The 18,074-nt window shown below is 62.6% G+C and carries 16 protein-coding genes; 10 read left to right on the forward strand and 6 right to left on the reverse strand.

Features of this window, described 5'->3' with window-relative positions; all coding sequences use genetic code 11:
• Nucleotides 1–968: 968 nt before the first annotated feature.
• On the reverse strand, nucleotides 969–1,511 hold the full coding sequence (locus HMPREF1546_RS00125; protein ID WP_036630651.1) for an S-layer homology domain-containing protein: 543 nt from the start codon (nucleotides 1,509–1,511) through the stop codon (nucleotides 969–971).
• 396 nt (nucleotides 1,512–1,907) lie between these two features.
• Between HMPREF1546_RS00125 and HMPREF1546_RS00130 the strand changes: the two genes are divergently transcribed.
• The 4 genes from HMPREF1546_RS00130 (at nucleotide 1,908) to HMPREF1546_RS00145 (ending at nucleotide 6,173) form a co-directional block, all read left to right on the forward strand.
• Nucleotides 1,908–4,157 (forward strand): DNA internalization-related competence protein ComEC/Rec2, encoded by a 2,250-nt coding sequence (locus tag HMPREF1546_RS00130; RefSeq protein WP_036630652.1) that lies wholly within the window; start codon nucleotides 1,908–1,910, stop codon nucleotides 4,155–4,157.
• A 9-nt stretch (nucleotides 4,158–4,166) separates the two neighbouring features.
• Nucleotides 4,167–5,222, forward strand: coding sequence for a DNA polymerase III subunit delta (holA, locus tag HMPREF1546_RS00135; protein WP_021749854.1), 1,056 nt, complete (start codon nucleotides 4,167–4,169; stop codon nucleotides 5,220–5,222).
• Nucleotides 5,219–5,815 (forward strand): toprim domain-containing protein, encoded by a 597-nt coding sequence (locus tag HMPREF1546_RS00140; RefSeq protein ID WP_021749855.1) that lies wholly within the window; start codon nucleotides 5,219–5,221, stop codon nucleotides 5,813–5,815. Before holA ends, HMPREF1546_RS00140 begins: the two co-directional genes overlap by 4 nt.
• 109 nt (nucleotides 5,816–5,924) lie before the next feature.
• Nucleotides 5,925–6,173: a DUF6514 family protein gene (locus HMPREF1546_RS00145; protein ID WP_051319917.1), complete on the forward strand. Its 249-nt coding sequence runs from the start codon at nucleotides 5,925–5,927 to the stop codon at nucleotides 6,171–6,173.
• Nucleotides 6,174–6,248: 75 nt separating this feature from the next.
• Here HMPREF1546_RS00145 and HMPREF1546_RS00150 read toward each other — a convergent pair whose 3' ends face one another.
• Nucleotides 6,249–7,007, reverse strand: a complete 759-nt coding sequence (locus tag HMPREF1546_RS00150) for a helix-turn-helix transcriptional regulator (protein ID WP_021749857.1) — start codon at nucleotides 7,005–7,007, stop codon at nucleotides 6,249–6,251.
• A 98-nt stretch (nucleotides 7,008–7,105) separates the two neighbouring features.
• A complete protein-coding gene (locus HMPREF1546_RS00155) occupies nucleotides 7,106–7,855 on the reverse strand; it encodes a GNAT family N-acetyltransferase (RefSeq protein WP_021749858.1) in 750 nt (249 codons plus the stop codon).
• Nucleotides 7,856–8,210: 355 nt separating this feature from the next.
• Here HMPREF1546_RS00155 and HMPREF1546_RS00160 point away from each other — a divergent pair, with 355 nt between their 5' ends.
• The gene (locus tag HMPREF1546_RS00160; protein ID WP_021749860.1) at nucleotides 8,211–9,908 is read left to right on the forward strand and encodes a glutamine--tRNA ligase/YqeY domain fusion protein; all 1,698 of its coding nucleotides are present in this window, start codon (nucleotides 8,211–8,213) and stop codon (nucleotides 9,906–9,908) included.
• Between the two features lie 45 nt (nucleotides 9,909–9,953).
• Here the strand turns inward: HMPREF1546_RS00160 and HMPREF1546_RS00165 are convergent, their stop codons facing one another.
• Nucleotides 9,954–10,364: a PaaI family thioesterase gene (locus HMPREF1546_RS00165; RefSeq protein ID WP_021749861.1), complete on the reverse strand. Its 411-nt coding sequence runs from the start codon at nucleotides 10,362–10,364 to the stop codon at nucleotides 9,954–9,956.
• Nucleotides 10,365–10,507: 143 nt separating this feature from the next.
• Here HMPREF1546_RS00165 and HMPREF1546_RS00170 point away from each other — a divergent pair, with 143 nt between their 5' ends.
• A complete protein-coding gene (locus HMPREF1546_RS00170) occupies nucleotides 10,508–12,094 on the forward strand; it encodes a carbohydrate-binding domain-containing protein (RefSeq protein ID WP_021749863.1) in 1,587 nt (528 codons plus the stop codon).
• A gap of 33 nt (nucleotides 12,095–12,127) precedes the next feature.
• Here the strand turns inward: HMPREF1546_RS00170 and sigG are convergent, their stop codons facing one another.
• On the reverse strand, nucleotides 12,128–12,898 hold the full coding sequence (gene sigG, locus HMPREF1546_RS00175; RefSeq protein ID WP_021749864.1) for an RNA polymerase sporulation sigma factor SigG: 771 nt from the start codon (nucleotides 12,896–12,898) through the stop codon (nucleotides 12,128–12,130).
• Between the two features lie 156 nt (nucleotides 12,899–13,054).
• Here sigG and HMPREF1546_RS00180 point away from each other — a divergent pair, with 156 nt between their 5' ends.
• Nucleotides 13,055–13,339: a YlmC/YmxH family sporulation protein gene (locus HMPREF1546_RS00180; protein ID WP_036630653.1), complete on the forward strand. Its 285-nt coding sequence runs from the start codon at nucleotides 13,055–13,057 to the stop codon at nucleotides 13,337–13,339.
• Nucleotides 13,340–13,393: 54 nt separating this feature from the next.
• Here the strand turns inward: HMPREF1546_RS00180 and HMPREF1546_RS00185 are convergent, their stop codons facing one another.
• On the reverse strand, nucleotides 13,394–15,223 hold the full coding sequence (locus HMPREF1546_RS00185; RefSeq protein WP_021749867.1) for a DUF4261 domain-containing protein: 1,830 nt from the start codon (nucleotides 15,221–15,223) through the stop codon (nucleotides 13,394–13,396).
• A 321-nt stretch (nucleotides 15,224–15,544) separates the two neighbouring features.
• Between HMPREF1546_RS00185 and rpsB the strand changes: the two genes are divergently transcribed.
• The 3 genes from rpsB (at nucleotide 15,545) to HMPREF1546_RS00200 (ending at nucleotide 18,073) form a co-directional block, all read left to right on the forward strand.
• A complete protein-coding gene (rpsB, locus tag HMPREF1546_RS00190) occupies nucleotides 15,545–16,285 on the forward strand; it encodes a 30S ribosomal protein S2 (protein ID WP_036630655.1) in 741 nt (246 codons plus the stop codon).
• A gap of 51 nt (nucleotides 16,286–16,336) precedes the next feature.
• Complete coding sequence (tsf, locus tag HMPREF1546_RS00195) at nucleotides 16,337–17,254, forward strand: translation elongation factor Ts (protein ID WP_021749870.1); 918 nt, start codon at nucleotides 16,337–16,339, stop codon at nucleotides 17,252–17,254.
• A gap of 156 nt (nucleotides 17,255–17,410) precedes the next feature.
• Complete coding sequence (locus HMPREF1546_RS00200) at nucleotides 17,411–18,073, forward strand: site-2 protease family protein (protein WP_021749872.1); 663 nt, start codon at nucleotides 17,411–17,413, stop codon at nucleotides 18,071–18,073.
• Nucleotide 18,074: the final 1 nt, after the last annotated feature.

Consider the following 18,074-nt stretch of genomic DNA (forward strand, 5'->3'; position numbering starts at 1 on the left):
CGCGAGCTTTGCTCGCGGCGCTCTCTTACTGAATTAGAAGGGGGGGTTACAGCTCACCGCCGGAGAGGACCGGGGTCAGGTCCTCAAAGTTGGAGAAGCTGGGATAAGAGATGCGCACATCATCGCCGGTGGCGTTGACATCCATCTGCATATCCATCTGGAGCTTGGCAGTAATCTGCGCATTTTCGACCTCCGTGACAGGCAGGCCCAGCACCAGATCCAGGTCGAAGTCCGCGGTGCAGGACTCCAGCTCTCCGTCGGAACCGACGGTGTAGACGTATGTGCAGCTCTGCAGATCTGCGGTGAGGTCCACCGGGCTCTCCATGGCGGCAAGCTCTTCCTGCAAGGCCGTCAGCAGATCCTCCAGAAGGCTGTTCAGGCTATCATCCATCTTCATGGTGTATACGGTGCGGGAGCCCGTGCGGGAGACGTCGATGGAGTCGATCATGGGCAGCATCATGCTGTTCATCTGGCCGCTGATCTGCAGCATCTCCTGGTAAAACTCCGCGAACCCGTCCATGTCGCCCACCGGATATTTGTACCGGTCTGTGGTTCCGTCCATCTCCTCCTGGACATAGACCCAGCCGTCCTGCATCCACTCCTGAACAGAGACTTGATCCTGCATGGTCACATCGGGGCCGGCGCCTGCCGTGTTGGATTCCATGTTCATGTTCATGGAAATGGCCAGCTGGAGCGGGTCTTTCAGAATCATCTGGATGCGGCCGTTTCCGGAGACGGCCACGGACATGGTTTCGTGGACGGTCTCGGTCCCATCGGAGCCGTCAACGGCAATGTCCATCCCCATATTCATGGTATAGTCCGCGTCGATGCCGGTGGAGGAGGCCTGGCTGGCGGCGGTCAGGGCCCGGTAGGCCTCGATTTTCTCGGTAATGGGCCGGGCGTCCGCGGCGTCGATGGCGCCGCTCTCCACCAGGCTGGCCAGCAGATAGGTGCTGCCGTCCTTGAGATCAGCGCCCAGGGCCTGGTAGGTGACGGCAGCCAGATCGTCCCGCAGGAAGGGGGCGGCGTCCAGCATGGAGAGATTGAACAGGCCGTGGAGCATGGCGAAGTCCAGCGTGTCTGCCGTACAGGAAGTCCACGCCGTCCTCATAGCCTAGTGCCCGCAGCAGGAAGGCGCAATACATTTTTGCGCTGCACGGACTGGATGCGCCGAAAGTGGTGGCGGAGGTGCCGTTGGTGATGCCTTGGCTGTACAGCCAGGCGACGGAGGGGGCCGCGGTTTCGCTCACGTCGGTGAAGGGCATGGAGATCTCTCCCGCCTCATAGGCGGCTTTGGCCTCGTCCTCGGCGCCGTAGAGCCGCACCAGCATGATGGCGGCCTCGGAACGGGTAGGGGCGCGGTCCAGCTCAAAGCCGCCGGCGGTGCCCCGGAATACGCCGATGGCGGACAATTCCTCCGCAACGGAGTCGTAGGAAGAGGCGGAGGCGGTCCCGGCCATTGCCGCAGTCAGCAGCAAGGTCGCGGCCAGTATGGTCAGAATGCGTTTCATGGTCAACGCTCCTCTCTTTTTTGGTGGAAGAATTTCCATTGATTACTGCTATCTTACGCCGGGCGGAAAGAGCCGTCAAGAGCAGGGAACATGATTTATGGAAAAAGGGCTGGTATTTCCCGCCGGTTCCCGGTATAATGTACCCAAATGGTTTCTCTTTCCCCATTTTTCCAAACAGCTGTGATCGGCTGGGGCGAGGCGGGAAAGCAGAATCATTGGGAGAAAGCGCGTCCGGTCAAAGGGCTGACACGGGGCAACGGCGCAGGTGCCGTGAATCCCGGCAGCCTATGCATGGATCCGGCGGAGAGAGCAAAATTGCGGCTCTTTTGCAGCCTGCCCGCTGTTCTGGGCAGCCGCTGGACGAGCTGTTTGGCAGGATGGAAAAGAGGAGAGACCATGCGCAAGCTGGCCGCGTTCACCGTGTCCTTCGCTCTGGGGATCTGTCTGGCCCAGTATCTGCTGCCGGAGAGGCTTCTTCTGCCCGTGGCGGCAGTTTTCTTTGCCGCGGCCTGCCTCGCCCTGCTGCTGCCGGGACTTTGGCGGAAGCGGGTGCTGCTGGTGGGCACGGGGCTGGCCCTGGCCCTGGGGTGGAACTGGCTGTACAGCTATGCTGTACGGGCGCCTCTTGCGGCCCTGTCCGGCAGCGAGGGCACCGCTTCCATGACTCTTTTGGAGTACGCCGTCCCCACGGACTACGGCGCCAAGGTGACAGTGAAGCTGGAGGGGGTTCCCCTGGGCAAGGTGGTCTGCTACGGCGGGGCGGACCTGCTGGACCTGGAGCCGGGCCAGACGGTGGCGGCACAGGTGAAATTTCAGGATTCCGCCCGGCTTCGGGAGGATACCATTACCAACTTCACCGCTCAGGGAGTGTTCCTGCTGGCCTACCAGCGGGGAGACGAGGCCGTCTACGGTGAGGGATCCGCCGGCTCGCCACGGTGGTGGCCCGCCCATGCGGCCCGGGCCATGCAGAACCGGGTGACGGCGCTGTTTGACGGAGATGAGGCCGCGTTCCTCAGCGCCATCCTCACTGGGGACACGTCCGGATTGTCGGAAGAAGCCCGGTCCGACCTGTCGGAGGCGGGACTCAGCCACATCCTGGCGGTGTCCGGGTTGCACTGCGGCTTTCTGATGACGCTGATTCTGCTGCTCACAGGACGGCACCGGCACCGTCTGGCGGCGGTGCTGGCGCTGCCCGTCCTGATGTTCTATACGCTGTTGACCGGGGCCAGTCCCTCGGTGGTCCGGGCCTGCATCATGGTGGTGTTCGTGCTGGCGGCACCCCTGTTTCAGCGGGACAGCGACCCGCCCACCACGCTGTCCGCCGCCCTGTTTTTGATCCTGCTGGCGAACCCCTTTGCGGCGGCCTCCATCAGCCTGCAGCTGTCCTTCGGAGCCATGGCGGGGCTTCTCTGGCTGACGCCGAAGCTCCAGGACCTGCTGTTGGGGGAGAGACCGAGTGGGAAGGTCTGCCGACTGCTGGTTTCCAGCCTGTCGGCCACCGTGGGGGCCATGGCATTCACGGTGCCTTTGTGCGCTGTCTACTTCGGGTCGCTGGTACTGATCTCTCCGGTAAGCAACCTGCTGTGCCTGACAGCCTCCAGCCTTGTGTTCACGCTGGGGCTTGGGGCAGTCCTGGCGAGCTTCCTCTGGGTGCCTCTGGGGACGGTGATCGGTTTCGTGCCGGCTTTGCTGACCCGGTATATCCTCTGGATATCCGGGGTTCTGGCGTCTGTCCCCCACCACGCCCTGTACTTCACCAACCCGTACCTGAAATACTGGCTGGTATTTCTGTATGTCCTCTTCGCCGCGGCCTTTTTTCTGCGGCCCAAGGCCCGGCGGAAGTATGCCGTGGCCGGTGTGCTGGCGGCGGTATCCCTGGCGGTGACGGTGCGGCTGGGCGCGCCCCACTACACCCGGGGCGGCCTGGACGCCTATGTGCTGGACGTGGGGCAGGGGGAGAGCGTGCTGCTGACCTCCGGCGGGAAATTTGCCCTGGTGGACTGCGGCAGCCGCAACAGCTGGTACGACGCCGGCGGCATCGCGGCGGATCACCTGGCCACCATGGGCTGCGGGACGCTGGACTATCTGATTCTGACCCACTATGACTACGATCACATCTCCGGCGTGGCGGAGCTGCTGGCAAGAGCGCGGGTGGACACTCTGCTCCTGCCGGACGTGTCCGACGATGCAGGGGCGCGGTTCCGGGTGGAGCTGGCCGCCCGGAACCACGGCGTGGACATTCAATACGTGGAGGCGGAGACGGTTTACACCCTGGGGGAGAGCAGCCTCACCATCTACCCGCCGGGGGACGTGGAGGGCGACAACGAACAGGGGCTGGCCGTCCTGTGCACCTATGGCGACTACGACCTGCTGATTACCGGGGACCGGAACATGGCCGCGGAGCGGCAGCTGATCGCCGACCATGATCTGCCCGACATCGAGGCCCTGGTAGTAGGCCACCACGGCTCCAAATCCTCTACCTCGAAGGAGCTGCTGGAGGCCCTGACGCCGGAGACGGGCATCATCAGCGTGGGGGACAACAGCTACGGCCACCCCACGGAGGACGCCCTCCGCCGCCTGGTGCTGGCAGACGTGGAGATCTACCGGACGGACAAGCAGGGTACCGTCCATCTATCTGTGAATTGAGGAGACACCATGGCATACGCGAAAAAGACATCCAAGGCCAACGAGGCCTTTCAGAAACTGAAAAACGACCTGGCCGCGGGAACGGCGGGGAACGCCTACATCTTCTACGGGGAGGAGACGTATCTCCGGGAGTACTATCTCAAAGAGCTGCGGAAGAAGCTGGTCCCCGCCGGGTTTGAGGAGTTCAACTACCACACCCTGGAGGGGAAGGACCTGACGGTCCAGACCCTGGCAGAGACGGCGGAGGCCATGCCCATGATGGCGGAGCGAACGCTGATCGTGGTGTCGGACTTCGACCTGTTCAAGCTGAACGAGGAGCAGCGGGAAAAGCTGATCGCCTTTTTGGAGGATGTGCCGCCCTACTGCTGCGTGGTGTTCCTCTACGACACGGTGGAATACAAGCCCAACCGCACCATGAAGAAGCTGTACAAGGCCGTCACCGACCACGTGGAAGCGGTGGAGTTCCGTCCGGCGGACAACAGCGACCTGGTGGTGTGGATCGCCCGGCGGTTCAAGGCCCTGGGGAAGGAGATCGACCGTCAGACGGCGGAGTACCTGATCTTCACCTGCGGCGGTCTGATGACGGGGCTGGTGCCGGAGATCGCAAAGATCGGCGCCTACGCCAAAGGCAGGGCCATCACCCAGAAGGACATCGACGCTGTGGCGGATCCGGTGCTGTCGGCGGAGGTGTTCCGCCTGTCCGACGCGGTGCTCCAGGGGAATTACGACGGGGCGGCCCGCATCCTGGGGGACCTGCTGAAAATGCAGACAGAGCCCATCATGATCCTGGCGGCTTTGGGCAGCCAGCTCCGGCGCATCTATACCGCCCGGATGGCCATTGACAGCGGCAAGGACAAGTACTGGCTCATGGAGCTGTGGGAGATGAAGAGCGACTATCCGGCCAAACTCCTGCTCTCCGCCGCCAAAAAGACCACGGCCGCCTGGTGCGCCGACGCGGTGCAGATGTGCCAGGTGCTGGACCGGCGGATGAAGAGCGAGAAGGGCGTGGACGCCGTGGGCGAGCTGAAGCTGCTGCTGGTGCGTCTGGGGGCGCAGCGGCGATGAAGAAAGCGATCCGAGAGGTCATTGTGGTAGAGGGCCGCTACGACAAAAACGCCCTCAGTCAGGTGGTGGACGCTACCATCATCACACTGGGCGGCTTCGCCGTGTTCAACGACCGGGAGAAGCTGGCCTTTCTCCGCCGCCTGGCGGAGCAGAGGGGGCTCATCGTGCTGACGGACAGCGATGGGGCAGGGTTCGTCATCCGGAACTATCTGAAGGGTGCCCTCCCACGGGATCGGGTGAAGCAGGCATATATCCCGGACATCCCAGGCAAGGAGCGCCGCAAGCGGATCCCCGGCAAAGAGGGCAAGCTGGGCGTGGAGGGTATGAGGCCCGCCGTGCTGCTGGAGGCCCTGCGCCGGGCGGGCGCCACCTTCGCCGACAAGGGGGCGGCGGAGTGCCCAGGAGACCCTATCACCAAGGCGGATCTGTTCGCCCTGGGCCTCACCGGCGGAACCGACAGCGCCGCGAAGCGCCGGGCGCTGCTGAAGCAGCTGGACCTGCCGGAGCACCTGACGCCAAACGGCATGTTAGAGGCGTTGAACCTGTTATACAGCCGGGAGGAGTTCCTTTCCCAAATGGTGAAAACTCAGTAAAAAGCGGGAGGAAGCCGGGCCATCGACAGGGTTCGACAGCATTCCCCCAAACGGCCGTGCTACAATTTTTTTGTTCGTGTGTGACAACAGACAGAAGGAGGAAATCGAGGTGCGGGCCTTCCTGGTAGGAAGAAGGCCGTGCCGCGGCGTACCGGTGGACTACTTTCTGCTGGTGGAGGAGTGGGACGCCCTCTGGGAGTGCTACGGCATCCGCGTGGAGAGCGGCGGGGAGCGGACGGAGATCCCAGGGATCACCGCCTCGCAGTCTGGGATCCTGTCGCTGCTGTCCAAGCTGATGCGGGGGAGCGTGACGCCCGTCGCGGCGCGGGATGTGGTGGAGGACTGGTTGCTGGAATAGCGTGCAGTCCGGCCGTAAAAAGGAGTCCGGAGAGGATGCAGGGTGTGCATTCTCTCCGGACTCTTTTTACAAATTTCAGGGCGCTTTTGCCAACGCCGCCAGAACGGCGGACAGGAGCGGGCACAGGACCAGTCCCGCCGCCAGCAGCCGTCCCCGGCGGGAAGCGAACGTCACGCCCTTCCGTCCCGCCCGTTCCGCCAGCAGCCCCATGGGGAGGGACAGCAGATAGATGCATCCCCAGAAGGCCCAGCCGTAGTGCCCGTGTCCCATGGCCGCTCCCGCCGGGTGGGGCCCCAGAACCAGCCCCATCAAAAATCCGATGAGAAAATAGGCGCAGGTGGTGCAGGAGAGCCGGTACCGCCCCAGCAGCGCCGTCAGGGCGGAGAGGGCCATGGCCCACCAGAAGAGACCGCTGCTGAGGAGCCAGCCGTAGAGATAGCTCTCCCCGCCGCTGGGCCGCTCCCACAGCAGCCAGCCCAGCAGGGAGCTGTCCTCCAGGGGGCACCAGAGGATGCGGCCCAGCAGGTAAAAGACAAGATACCCCGCAGTTACCGCCAGAGCCGCCAGGACCCGGGGACGCCGGCGGCTCCGGGACCACAGGGGTGGAGGTGCCTCTGCCGCCGGAGCGTCCGCCCCCTCTGATGGGAGCAGCAGGTCCACCGTGGTGCCGAAGAGCTCCGCCAGGCGGAAGAGGTTCTCCGTGCTGGGGGCGCTCTGGCCGGACTCCCATTTGGTAACCGCCTGGCGGCTGACATCCATCCGGCGGGCCAGAGCCTCCTGGGACAAGCCTGCCCGTCGGCGGTGTTCCCTGATCCGCTGACCCAGCGTGGTCATGGACACACCTCCTTTCAGACTTTATGCTACCAGAATTCAACTCCTTTGACCACCAACTATCCGGCAACAATCGGTTGCGGCGGCGGAAAAGGGCAGCTTTACCGCTTCAGCAGCCGCCGTAGAGAAGCGGTGTCCAGCAGGTTCACCGTCTGGAAGGCACCGCCGTAAAACACGGCGTAGTTGTTGAACACGCAGGGAAGGGCCTTGGCCTTCTCCAATGTGTCCACAGGCACCAGAGAATACGGAGCCCCGGCCTCTCCACACACCTGCCGGATGATCTCCAGGCTGTTGACCGCATAGGGACACTGGTCACTGTAATAAATCGTCAGCGCCTTTTCCTCGATGGTCCCCGCCCTGGCTTGGTCCGTAAAGCGGGGGAGGGTACCGTCGAAGGATCGGGCCAGCAGGGTGTAGCCATAGCCCGTTTCATCCACCGTCTCAAAGCCGTACTTCCGGGCGAAGGACTGGTCGGAGAGCCAGGCCTTCTGTTTTTCCGCCCCCAGCATGCAGATGCCGGATTTTCCCCGGTCCCGGGCGTCCGCCAGGCAGTGCTCCATCAGCGCCCGGCCGTACCCCTTGCCCTTGTATGCACCGGCCACCCAGAGGCAGTAGAGGTACAGATAGTTGTCCCCCTCTACAGGGACCCAGGCGGTCTCCAAAGGGGCGTACTCGATAAAGACCTTTTCCTTGACATCCAGTTTCCGGAAGACGTGCCCCTCCGGCAGGCGGTCCACCAACCATCGGCGTTTAGCCTCCACGCCGGGGTGGGGCTTTTTGCTGCGGATGATGCAGCACAGGTGCTGATCGGCGATGTTTTCCGCCGTCAGATCGATGAATCCCGGTTCCATACAGACGCTCTCTTTCCGCCGGAGACGCCGGCCTTTTTTCGTATCGTACCAGATCCGGCGGAAGAACGCAACTGTCCTGCCGGTTCGCCAAAGGCGCTGCCAGCGGCAGGTTTATCTTATGATGCGGTGCCGGCGCATCCCGCTTTTGGGCATTGAGGAGAGGTCAATCTCCGTTTTGTGAATATGTGATCGCTTTTGACATATTCCCGCATACAGACAAGTTTTTGCTGTCCCCATGCCGCCAATGGCCGTCTAAAACAACGTATTGCATTTCCCCGTCAGATTTTGTATAATAAATATCCTAACGTGTACGCATACCAACGATACACTGCGCGAGAGGGAGGAATGACAGCGCATGGCAGAGGAGATCAAGCTGACGCAGGACGAGGCGCCGGAGAGCCGGAACTTTATCCACGCTTTCATCGAGGAGGACATCGGCCCCGGCGGCCAGTTCGAGGGGATGACCGTCCACACCCGGTTCCCGCCGGAGCCCAACGGCTACCTGCACATCGGGCACTGCAAGGCGCTGACCATCGACTTCGGCACGGCGGAGAAGTTCGGCGGCCTGTGCAACCTGCGGATGGATGACACGAACCCCACCAAGGAGGACGAGGAATTCGTAGACGCCATTCAGCAGGACATTCACTGGCTGGGCTTTGACTGGGGCGACCGGTTCTTCTACGGCTCGGATTACTTTGACGAGGATTATCGTCAGGCGGTGGGCCTCATCAAGAAGGGCCTGGCTTATGTCTGCGAGCTGACGCCGGAGCAGTTCAAGGAGTACCGGGGAGATACCACCACTCCGGCCCGCTCCCCCTGGCGGGACCGGCCCATCGAGGAGAGCCTGGACCTGTTCGAGCGGATGAAGAACGGCGAGTTCCCGGAGGGCAAGTACACCCTGCGGGCCAAGATCGACCTGGCCAGCGGCAACTTCAATATGCGGGACCCGGTGCTCTACCGGATCAACTACCTGCCCCATCACCGCCAGGGGAACAAGTGGTGCATCTATCCCATGTACGACTTCGCCCACCCCATCCAGGACGCGCTGGAGGGCATCACCCACTCCCTCTGCTCCCTGGAGTTTGAAAACCACCGCCCCCTATACAACTGGGTGGTAGAGCACTGTGACCTGCCCAGCCATCCCCGGCAGATCGAGTTCGCCCGCCTGGGCATCGACCACACGGTGCTCTCCAAGCGCAAGCTCCGCAAGCTGGTGGAGGAGGGGAGAGTCTCCGGCTGGGACGATCCCCGGATGCCCACGCTCTGCGGCCTGCGCCGCCGGGGCTATACGCCCCGGTCTATCCGGAACTTCTGTGAGCGCATCGGTGTGGCAAAGTCTGCCAACGTGGTGGAATACGGCTTCCTGGAGCACTGCCTGCGGGAGGACCTGAACGAGACCGCCCAGCGGACCATGGCGGTGATCCGGCCCATCAGGCTGACCATCACCAACTATCCGGAGGGGAAAAGCGAGACCGTTACCGTGGAGAACAACCCCCTGGACCCCGCCGCCGGCACCCGGGAGATCGCCTTCTCCCGCAACCTCTGGATCGAGTCCGACGATTTCCTGGAGACCCCGGTGCCCAAGTACAAGCGGCTCTACCCCAATGGACCGGAGTGCCGCCTGAAAGGGGCCTATCTCATCCGCTGCACCGGCTGCGTGAAGGACGAGAACGGCAGCGTCACCGAGGTGCTGGCGGAGTACGACCCGGAGAGCCGGGGCGGCGACCCCGCTGACGGCCGGAAGGTGAGGGGTGCCACCATCCATTGGGTGGATGCCGCCACCGCCATCGACGCGGAGGTGCGGCTGTACGACAACCTGTTCACCGACGCGGACCCGGACGCCGCCGACAAGAACTTCCTGGAGTGCCTGAACCCCAACTCCCTGGAGGTCCTCACCGGCTGCAAGGTGGAGCCTTCCCTGGCGGATGCCGCAGCTCCCGCCAGCTTCCAGTTCATGCGCCTGGGCTACTTCTGCCTGGACAGCAAGGACTCCAAGCCCGGCCATCTGGTGTTCAACCGATCTGTGAGCTTGAAGGACAGCTTCAAGAAATAAGCATACAAAAAGACCGCCGAAGGGCGGTCTTTTTGTATGCGCTTCTCACAGCGGGATCTCCCGGTCCAGCTTGTAGAAGGTGAAGGACCCGTTCCCCAGCAGCGTCCCCGCCTGGTCCCGGATCTCCACCTCGTAAAAGCAGAGAGTTCGGCCGGGCTTGGTCTCCCGGGCCTCTGCCACCAGATGGTCCCCCAGCTTGGCGCTGCGGAGAAAGTTGTAGGAGGCGTTCACCGTCACGGCATAATATCCGTGGGAGGCCATGGCGGAGCCGCAGGCCGTGTCTGCCAGGGAGAAGTAGCAGCCCCCGTGGGCAACCCCCACAGGGTTGGCGTCCTCCGCCGTGATGTCCTTTACCGCCCGGGCGTAGCCGGGGCCGATCTCCTCCACAAAGATCCCCAGCCGCTGGGCGAAGGGGTTGGAGCTGTTCCGGGTGTCTCTGAGCTTTTTGTAGTCCATGTGTGCGGTCTCCTCGTTTTTGATGACTTGCTTTCAGCTTACTCCGAACTTGTGAAAAGGTCAATTTTTTTCCTCCTTTTTTCAGTGGAAATTCAGAAATCCATGATAGACTGCCTCCATCTTGACGGAAAGGATTTGCTGCAATGAAACGAATTGCTTCTCTCTTGCTGGGGCTGGCGATGGCTGCGGCCGCGCTTTCTGGCTGCGGCGCGCAGGGCCGCGAGACGGCCGCGCAGGAATTTCCGGACGCTGTTTCCATCGTCCTCTCGGATGACGGCATTATTGTGGACGGGAAGGCGGTCTCCACAGACGAGTCAGCCGCCGTCCACACGGCCCATGACATTGTCTGCTATGAATCCGGCCGCGACTTCACCTACGGCGAGGGCACGGAGGCCGACGAACACACCGCCGAAGAGGCGGAGGCCCACACGGTGGTCCACATCACACAACCCGGCACCTACGCCCTCAGCGGCACCCTGTCCGCAGGACAGATCGCTGTGGACCTGGGGGAGGACGCGGAGGACGACCCGGCGGCAGTGGTGACGCTGATCCTGAACGGCGTGGACATCACCTGCACTGTGGCCCCGGCGGTGATTTTCTATAACGTCTATGAGTGCGGCAGCACAGACGAGGACACCGCCTCGGAGACCGTGGACACCTCCGCCGCCGGTGCCAACGTGCTGATTGCTGACGGTACTATCAACAACGTCACCGGCTCCTATGTGGCCCGGATCTACGACCCGGACAGCGTGGTGCTCAGCGAGGACGGAATGACCGTGGAGGACAGCGAGAAGCTCCACAAATACGACGGCGCGTTTTACTCCAAGATGTCCATGAATGTGGACGGGGGTGAGGCCGGCACTGGTGTGCTGAACATCACCGCCGACAATGAGGGGCTGGACACGGAGCTGCACCTCACCATCAACGGCGGCACCATCAACATCACCTCCGGCAATGACGGCATCAACACCAATGAGGACAATGTATCCGTCACCACTGTCAACGGCGGTTCCGTGAACATTCAGGTCACCGGCGAGACCGGCGAAGGCGACGGCATCGACTCCAACGGCTGGCTGGTAATCAACGGCGGCGCCGTCACCGCCGCGGCCTGCTCCGACAGCGGGGACGCGGGTATCGACGCCACCATGGGCATCACCATCAACGGCGGCACAGTAGCGGCCTCCGGCAATATGTATGACCAAATCGACGGCGGGGCCCAGAACTATGTGGTGTTCTCCTTTGCATCCCGGCAGAACGGCGGCCAGACCTATACCCTGCAAAACGCCGACGGGGAGACTGTGGGCACCTGGACGCCGGCAAACGACTTCACCTGTCTGGTGGTGTCCTCCCCGGACCTGACGGCAGGGGACTACACCCTGTGGCAGGGAGACACCCAACTGGCCGGCACCATGTCCGACGGCGTGGGCAGCCCCGGCGGCGGTCGGCACATGGGCGGTGAGGCGCCTCCCGCGGACTTGGATCCCTGGCAGGCGCCGGAGGGCGAGGTGCCGGAGAACGCTGGCAGTGAAGTTCCGGACGATCCCCCTGAGCGCCCGGATGGGGAAATGGAGCCTGACGGTAGGGAATCTCCCGCAGGCGGCCACGGCCCCGGCGGTGGAGAGGGCGGCCAGAGCGCCGCGGGCCTGTCCAAGACATTCACTTTGTCGGATGGCGGGAGCTTCTTTAACGGGCTCTCACCGACGGAGACAACAGAAGCCTCTGAGACGTAAAGACAGCGGGGCCGGTTTCCCGGCCCCGCCTGCTCATATATTTTTTTTGATGGTGTTGATGGCGCCCTTCTCCAGCCGGCTCACCTGAGCCTGGGAGATGCCGACCTCCGCGCTGACCTCCATCTGGGTCTTTCCCTCGTAGAACCGCAGGGAGAGGATGCGCCGCTCCCGGTCATCCAGCCGCTTCATGGCCTCTTTCAGGGCGATGCGGTCCGTCCAGGCCTCGTCGGTGTTCCGGGTGTCGCTGACCTGGTCCATGACGCAGATGGCGTCGCCGCCGTCGGAGTATACCGGCTCGTACAGCGACACGGGATCCACGATGGCGTCCATGGCGAAGACCACTTCCTCCCGGGGGATGCCCAGCTCCTGGGCGATCTGTTCCACCGTGGGCTCCCGCTGGTTTTCCGCCAGGTACTTGTCCCGGACCTGCAGGACTTTATAGGCCGTGTCCCGCATGGAGCGGGACACCCGGATGGCGCTGTTGTCCCGGAGATATCGGCGGATCTCGCCGATGATCATGGGCACGCCGTAAGTGGAAAACCGCACTGGCTGATTGATATCAAAGTTATCGATGGCCTTGATGAGCCCCACGCAGCCCACCTGAAACAGGTCGTCGGCGTTCTCGCCCCGGCCGGCGAAGCGCTGGATGACGGAGAGCACCAGCCGCAGATTTCCCTCGATCAGTTCCCGGCGGGCCTCCTGGTCCCCGGCCTTGGTGCGGCGCAGGAGTTCCATGGTCTCCTCGTTTTTCAACACCTTCAGCTTTGCCGTGTTGACGCCCGCGATCTCCACCTTGCCCTGCATGGCTGTGCCCCCTCAAACCCTGAAACTTCATGAGTTCAGTATGGCCGGAGGGCTTTTTTCCTATACTGGAAGCTTTTGTCGCTTTCTGCCCGTCTGCATAAAACAGTGTTGGGACATTCCGTCCACTGCATAGTCTCAAGGCAGGGGGTGAGCGCGGTGCAGTGCAGGATCCGGGATTTCCGGTGCAAGGAGGTCATCAACGTCTGCGACGGCTGCCGCCTGGGCTACGTGTCGGACCTGGACGTGCGGGTGCCGGAGGGGCAGGTGGTAGCCATCATCGTCTACGGCCCGGGCCGCTTTTTCGGCCTGTTCGGCAGGGGGGAGGAGTTCTACATCCCCTGGGAGTGCATCCAGCGGATCAGAGACGACATCATCCTCATCGACAAGCCCTTTCAGCGGCGGGATCCCCGCCTGGAGCGGAAGCGGCGCAAGCGTTGCTGACAAATGCCCCCGCGGTGAAAGCCGCGGGGGCATTTGCGTATGCCGGCGGAGCGGTCACGGCTCCTCCGGATAGGGGATCTTCAGCGTCATGCCGTCGTGCCAGACACCAGCGCTGCGGGAGATGGGCAGATACTGCCCCTCGGTAAAGCCGATGGTCTCCCCGTCGTGGAAGGTGACATCCTCCTCCAATACATAGCTGGCCAGATCCAACAGGAAGCTGTGCAGGTCACCCGGGGCAGCCTGGGTGTCCAGAACCTCTATCTCCTCCTTGCCGAAGGCCGCAAGGCCGTCAGTGTAGCCGCACAGGCCCTCTTCCCGGCGGTAGAGGCCCATCCACACCAGATCCAGCAGGGGCAGCTCCCCGTCCTCCATGGGTTGAGACGCGTTAAGATAGAACTCCGGCTGGTACACGGTGCCGTTGGCGTAGACACCCAGCGTTCCGCGCTGGCGGCAGGCGGCGCACACCAGCTTCACCTGGAGTATGGCCGCCTCTCGGACGGATTCCTCCCGGGGCGGGACGGTCACCAACAGCTGGCCCCGGTGGCGGGCAGCAGATTCCGCTGCCTCCGGCCACAGGTAGTTGTGGGCGGCGTTTTCCTCCGCCTCGCCGTGGGGCACAGGGAATGGGTATAGGCAGACCGCCGCCAGCATTCCACTGACCTCAAAGGTCAGGGTGCTGCCGCCGTCTTCAGATTCCTCTGCCTCTGTGAGGCAGGGGATGCCGTACAGATCCCGCAGATCCCGGCGGAACTGGTCCGGGTCCCAGGCAGGCGCTTCCAGTAGGACAAAGGCCAGGAAGGCGCCGCCCTCCGGCCGGGTCAGGGCGGGCTGCCGGTCCTCGCTGCAAAGGGAGAAATCCCTGTTGAACAGGACCATCTGCTGGTCCTGCCCCCGGATGTAACACAGGCGCATCGTCCGGTCCGGATGGACCGCGAACCATTCCAGGGACAGCCCCTCCGTGCCCAGCCCCGCCTGGGCGGCCAGGAAGGTTCGGCCCCGGCGGTCCAGCTCCGGCAGCCGGCGCACAAACTCACGGACCCAGGAGAGGGGAAACTTGGACAGTGCCGCCTCGTTCAGAAAGAACCGGCCGGTGAGGCTGCCGCCCTGATAGGGGAGCTGGAAGGTGCAGTAGGGGGCGTCCGCCTCCCACTCCATGGGGGAGAGGGCGGCCTTGATGGCAGCGAGGTTCTCCGGATCGCAGCAGATCCCGGCGATGGACAGCCGCTTTTCCGCCTCGTTTTCGTCTCCGCCGGCCTGCAGAACCGCGTCGCACTCCGGGTCGATCCAGTGGAACTCCATCTCCTCTAGAGTCCGGCCCTCCTGGATCTCCCGGCGGAGAGTGGTGAACTCATAGTCCCCGGGCACCAGCTCCAGGCCCCGGCGCACCGCCTCCAGGGCGCCGTCCCGGTCTCCGAAGTGGGCCCGGAGCTTGGCGGTCTCCAGCCAGCCCCAGGGATACTCCGGGTCCAGGGACACGCCGGTCTCCGCATAATGCCGGGCCTCTTCCAAGCGGCCGCAGTACATCAGGGCGCAGGCGTAGCGATAGTACCAGATCCCGCTCCCGGCCGCCTCCGCCGCCGGTTCCGAGGCGGGCATCCACTGGGCAGCTTTATAATAGTAGTCATAGTCGTCGATGTTGTTGCAGGCATAGGCGTACCACAGGGCAAGATCCAGATCGCCCCGGGCCTGCTCCTCCGTGAACTCTCCCTGACGCACACCGTCCCGGACCCGCTGGTCTAGGTAGTCCAGCATTTTGTAAAAGTAGCCGGAGACGTCTCCGCACAGTTCCTCCAGCGCCGCTACGTCCTCCGCCGTCAGGACCGGCGGAACCTTTTCGCCGGGAACCGTTCCACCCGGAGATGATTTCTGCTTTTCAGTGTCCATCCATGTGCTCCTTTCTGATCTGCCGCGTTTTTATATAAACTGAAAATGGGATTTTGGTCATTATAGCAGACAGACAGGCGCGGCGCAACAACAAATGGGGGGCTGCTGGGGAACTCGGACAAATTCGGACAAAACCGGGAATTTTACACGGCTTTTGGGAAAAAATACTTGCATTGCACACTGGATTGTGATACTATATTTCAGCATTCCGCACGGTGCGTCGACTTTCTGTCTGTGCCCGGGGCCCAAAACGGCCGGGTTGGCAGGGGGGATGAAACCGCCGGAGGACCAACTAAATTGAAATTGGAGGAACACACAACTATGGCAAATTCTAGCGTCGTATCCATGAAGGCCCTGCTGGAGGCGGGCGTCCACTTCGGTCACCAGACCCGCCGTTGGAACCCCAAGATGGCTCCCTATATCTACACGGAGCGCAACGGCATCTATATCGTGGACCTGCAGAAGACCGTCCGCAAGCTGGAGGAGGCATACAGCTTCGTCCGTCAGCTGTCTGAGAGCGGCCAGTCCCTGCTGTTCGTGGGCACCAAGAAGCAGGCGCAGGAGGCCATCCGCGAGGAGGCCACCCGTTGCGGCCAGTTCTATGTGAATGCCCGGTGGCTGGGCGGCATGATGACCAACTTCAAGACCATGCGCACCCGTGTGGACCGGCTGAACCAGCTGAAGACCATGCAGGAGGACGGCACCTTCGACATGCTGCCCAAGAAGGAAGTCATGAAGCACCTGGGCGAGATCGCCAAGCTGGAGAAGTACCTGGGCGGCGTGAAGGAAATGAAGAAGCTGCCCGGCGCCCTGTTCATCGTGGACACCCGCAAGGAGCGCAACGCCATCGCCGAGGCCCACAAGCTGGGCATCCCCGTGGTGGCCATCGCCGATACCAACTGCGACCCCGATGAGATCGATTATGTGATCCCCGGCAACGACGACGCCATCCGCGCCATCAAGCTGATCTCCTCCATCATGGCCAACGCCGTGCTGGAGGGCAAGCAGGGTGAGCAGACCGCTGAGGCCGCCTCTGAAGAGGCTGCTGCCGACGCTGAGTAATCTGCGCCCGCATTTGCGCGTATATACCAAAACTGTTTGGAGGAATTCAAAATGGCTTTTACCGCAGCTGATGTAAAGAACCTGCGCGAGATGACCGGCGTGGGCATGATGGATTGCAAGAAGGCGCTGACCGCCTCCGACGGCGATATGGACAAGGCCGTGGAGTGGCTGCGCGAGAAGGGCATGGCCGCCTCCGCCAAGAAGGCCGGCCGCATTGCCGCCGAGGGTATGGCCTATGCCGCCGTCATCGACGGTGTGGGCGTGGTGGTCGAGGTCAACGCCGAGACCGACTTCGTGGGCAAGAACGAGAAGTTCGTGGACTTCGTCAAGGGCGTGGCCGCCACTGTGGCCAAGGAGGCTCCCGCCGACCTGGACGCGCTGATGGAGTGCAAGTACGTCGGCACCGACCTGACCGTCACCCAGCAGCAGCAGGAGATGGTGCTGGTGATCGGCGAGAACATCAAGGTCCGCCGCTTCGCCCGCTTCGCCGAGAACGTCTCCGTGCCCTATGTGCACGCCGGCGGCAAGATCGGTGTGCTGGTGAACCTGGAGTCCGACCTGCCCGCTGAGAAGGTGGAGGAGATCGGCAAGGACGTGGCCATGCAGATCGCCGCTCTGAACCCCCGCTTCTGGGACAAGTCTCAGGTGGGCCAGGATGTCCTGGACGAGGAGAAGAAGATCATGATGGTCCAGATGGAGAACGATCCCAAGATGGCCTCCAAGCCCGAGGCCGTGCGGGAGAAGATCGTCATGGGCAAGCTGAACAAGTTCTACTCCGAGAACTGCCTGCTGCAGCAGGAGTTCGTGAAGGACAACTCCATGAGCGTGGAGCAGTATATCGCCTCCGCCGCCAAGGCCGCAGGCGGAAAGGTGACCTTCAAGGACGCCATCCGCTTTGAGAAGGGCGAGGGCATCGAGAAGAAGCAGGAGAACTTCGCTGAGGAGATCGCCTCCATGGTGAAGGGCTGATTATTAAGCCAGCTGAATCAGGAGCGGGTGCGAAAGCACCCGCTCCGCTTGTTTCCGCCTGAAAGCCCTTTGAATTCCGGTGATTTTCCTTGTATTGCGGGGGGAAAACTGGTATAATACTCCTATCTTTTGGGTTATCATCACAGGGAGACGAATATGCTGCACTATTTACAGGGATTGCTTTCCGCGCTGGACCTGACTTCACTGCTGGACGCGGTGTTGCGGGTGGCCGCGATTTTTCTCTGCCTGACAGTCCACGAGACTTGCCACGGTCTGGCGGCCCTGGCTCTTGGGGACCCCACGGCCAAGTCCATGCACCGCCTGAGTCTGAATCCTCTGCGGCACATCGACTGGATCGGCCTGCTGGTGATGTTCGTGGCAGGATTCGGCTGGGCCAAGCCGGTGCCGGTGGACCCCCGGTACTTCCGAAAGCCCAAGCAGGGCATGGCATTGACCGCCCTGGCGGGACCCGTCTCCAACTTTGTGCTGGCGGTTTTGGCAATGCTTATCAGTAAGGTGATTTACCTTTACGCCCCTTATTCTGCGGCGATGGACGTGGTGTTCAGCTTCTGCCTGTACACGCTGGCGCCTCTGTCCATCGGTCTGGGGTTGTTCAATTTGATTCCCATCCCGCCGCTGGATGGGTCCAAGGTGCTGGCGGCGTTTCTGCCGGACCGGCAGTACATCACGCTGATGCGGTATGAGCGGTACGGCATTGTCGTGCTGTTGGTGTTGTCCTTTGTGGGCATCGGCAGCAGTTTGATCTCCCGGGGCATCCTGGGCATTTACAGTGCCCTGTTGTCCCTGATTTTTGGTTGAG

Source organism: Oscillibacter sp. KLE 1745 (assembly GCF_000469445.2).
GTDB lineage: Bacteria > Bacillota > Clostridia > Oscillospirales > Oscillospiraceae > Oscillibacter > Oscillibacter welbionis.

Coding starts and splice junctions, on each gene's coding strand:
- HMPREF1546_RS00125 (WP_036630651.1), bottom strand. CDS start 1,511: ATGAAACGCATTCTGACCATACTGGCCGCGACCTTGCTGCTGACTGCG.
- HMPREF1546_RS00130 (WP_036630652.1), top strand. CDS start 1,908: ATGCGCAAGCTGGCCGCGTTCACCGTGTCCTTCGCTCTGGGGATCTGT.
- holA (WP_021749854.1), top strand. CDS start 4,167: ATGGCATACGCGAAAAAGACATCCAAGGCCAACGAGGCCTTTCAGAAA.
- HMPREF1546_RS00140 (WP_021749855.1), top strand. CDS start 5,219: ATGAAGAAAGCGATCCGAGAGGTCATTGTGGTAGAGGGCCGCTACGAC.
- HMPREF1546_RS00150 (WP_021749857.1), bottom strand. CDS start 7,007: ATGACCACGCTGGGTCAGCGGATCAGGGAACACCGCCGACGGGCAGGC.
- HMPREF1546_RS00155 (WP_021749858.1), bottom strand. CDS start 7,855: ATGGAACCGGGATTCATCGATCTGACGGCGGAAAACATCGCCGATCAG.
- HMPREF1546_RS00160 (WP_021749860.1), top strand. CDS start 8,211: ATGGCAGAGGAGATCAAGCTGACGCAGGACGAGGCGCCGGAGAGCCGG.
- HMPREF1546_RS00165 (WP_021749861.1), bottom strand. CDS start 10,364: ATGGACTACAAAAAGCTCAGAGACACCCGGAACAGCTCCAACCCCTTC.
- HMPREF1546_RS00170 (WP_021749863.1), top strand. CDS start 10,508: ATGAAACGAATTGCTTCTCTCTTGCTGGGGCTGGCGATGGCTGCGGCC.
- sigG (WP_021749864.1), bottom strand. CDS start 12,898: ATGCAGGGCAAGGTGGAGATCGCGGGCGTCAACACGGCAAAGCTGAAG.
- HMPREF1546_RS00185 (WP_021749867.1), bottom strand. CDS start 15,223: ATGGACACTGAAAAGCAGAAATCATCTCCGGGTGGAACGGTTCCCGGC.
- rpsB (WP_036630655.1), top strand. CDS start 15,545: ATGGCAAATTCTAGCGTCGTATCCATGAAGGCCCTGCTGGAGGCGGGC.
- tsf (WP_021749870.1), top strand. CDS start 16,337: ATGGCTTTTACCGCAGCTGATGTAAAGAACCTGCGCGAGATGACCGGC.
- HMPREF1546_RS00200 (WP_021749872.1), top strand. CDS start 17,411: ATGCTGCACTATTTACAGGGATTGCTTTCCGCGCTGGACCTGACTTCA.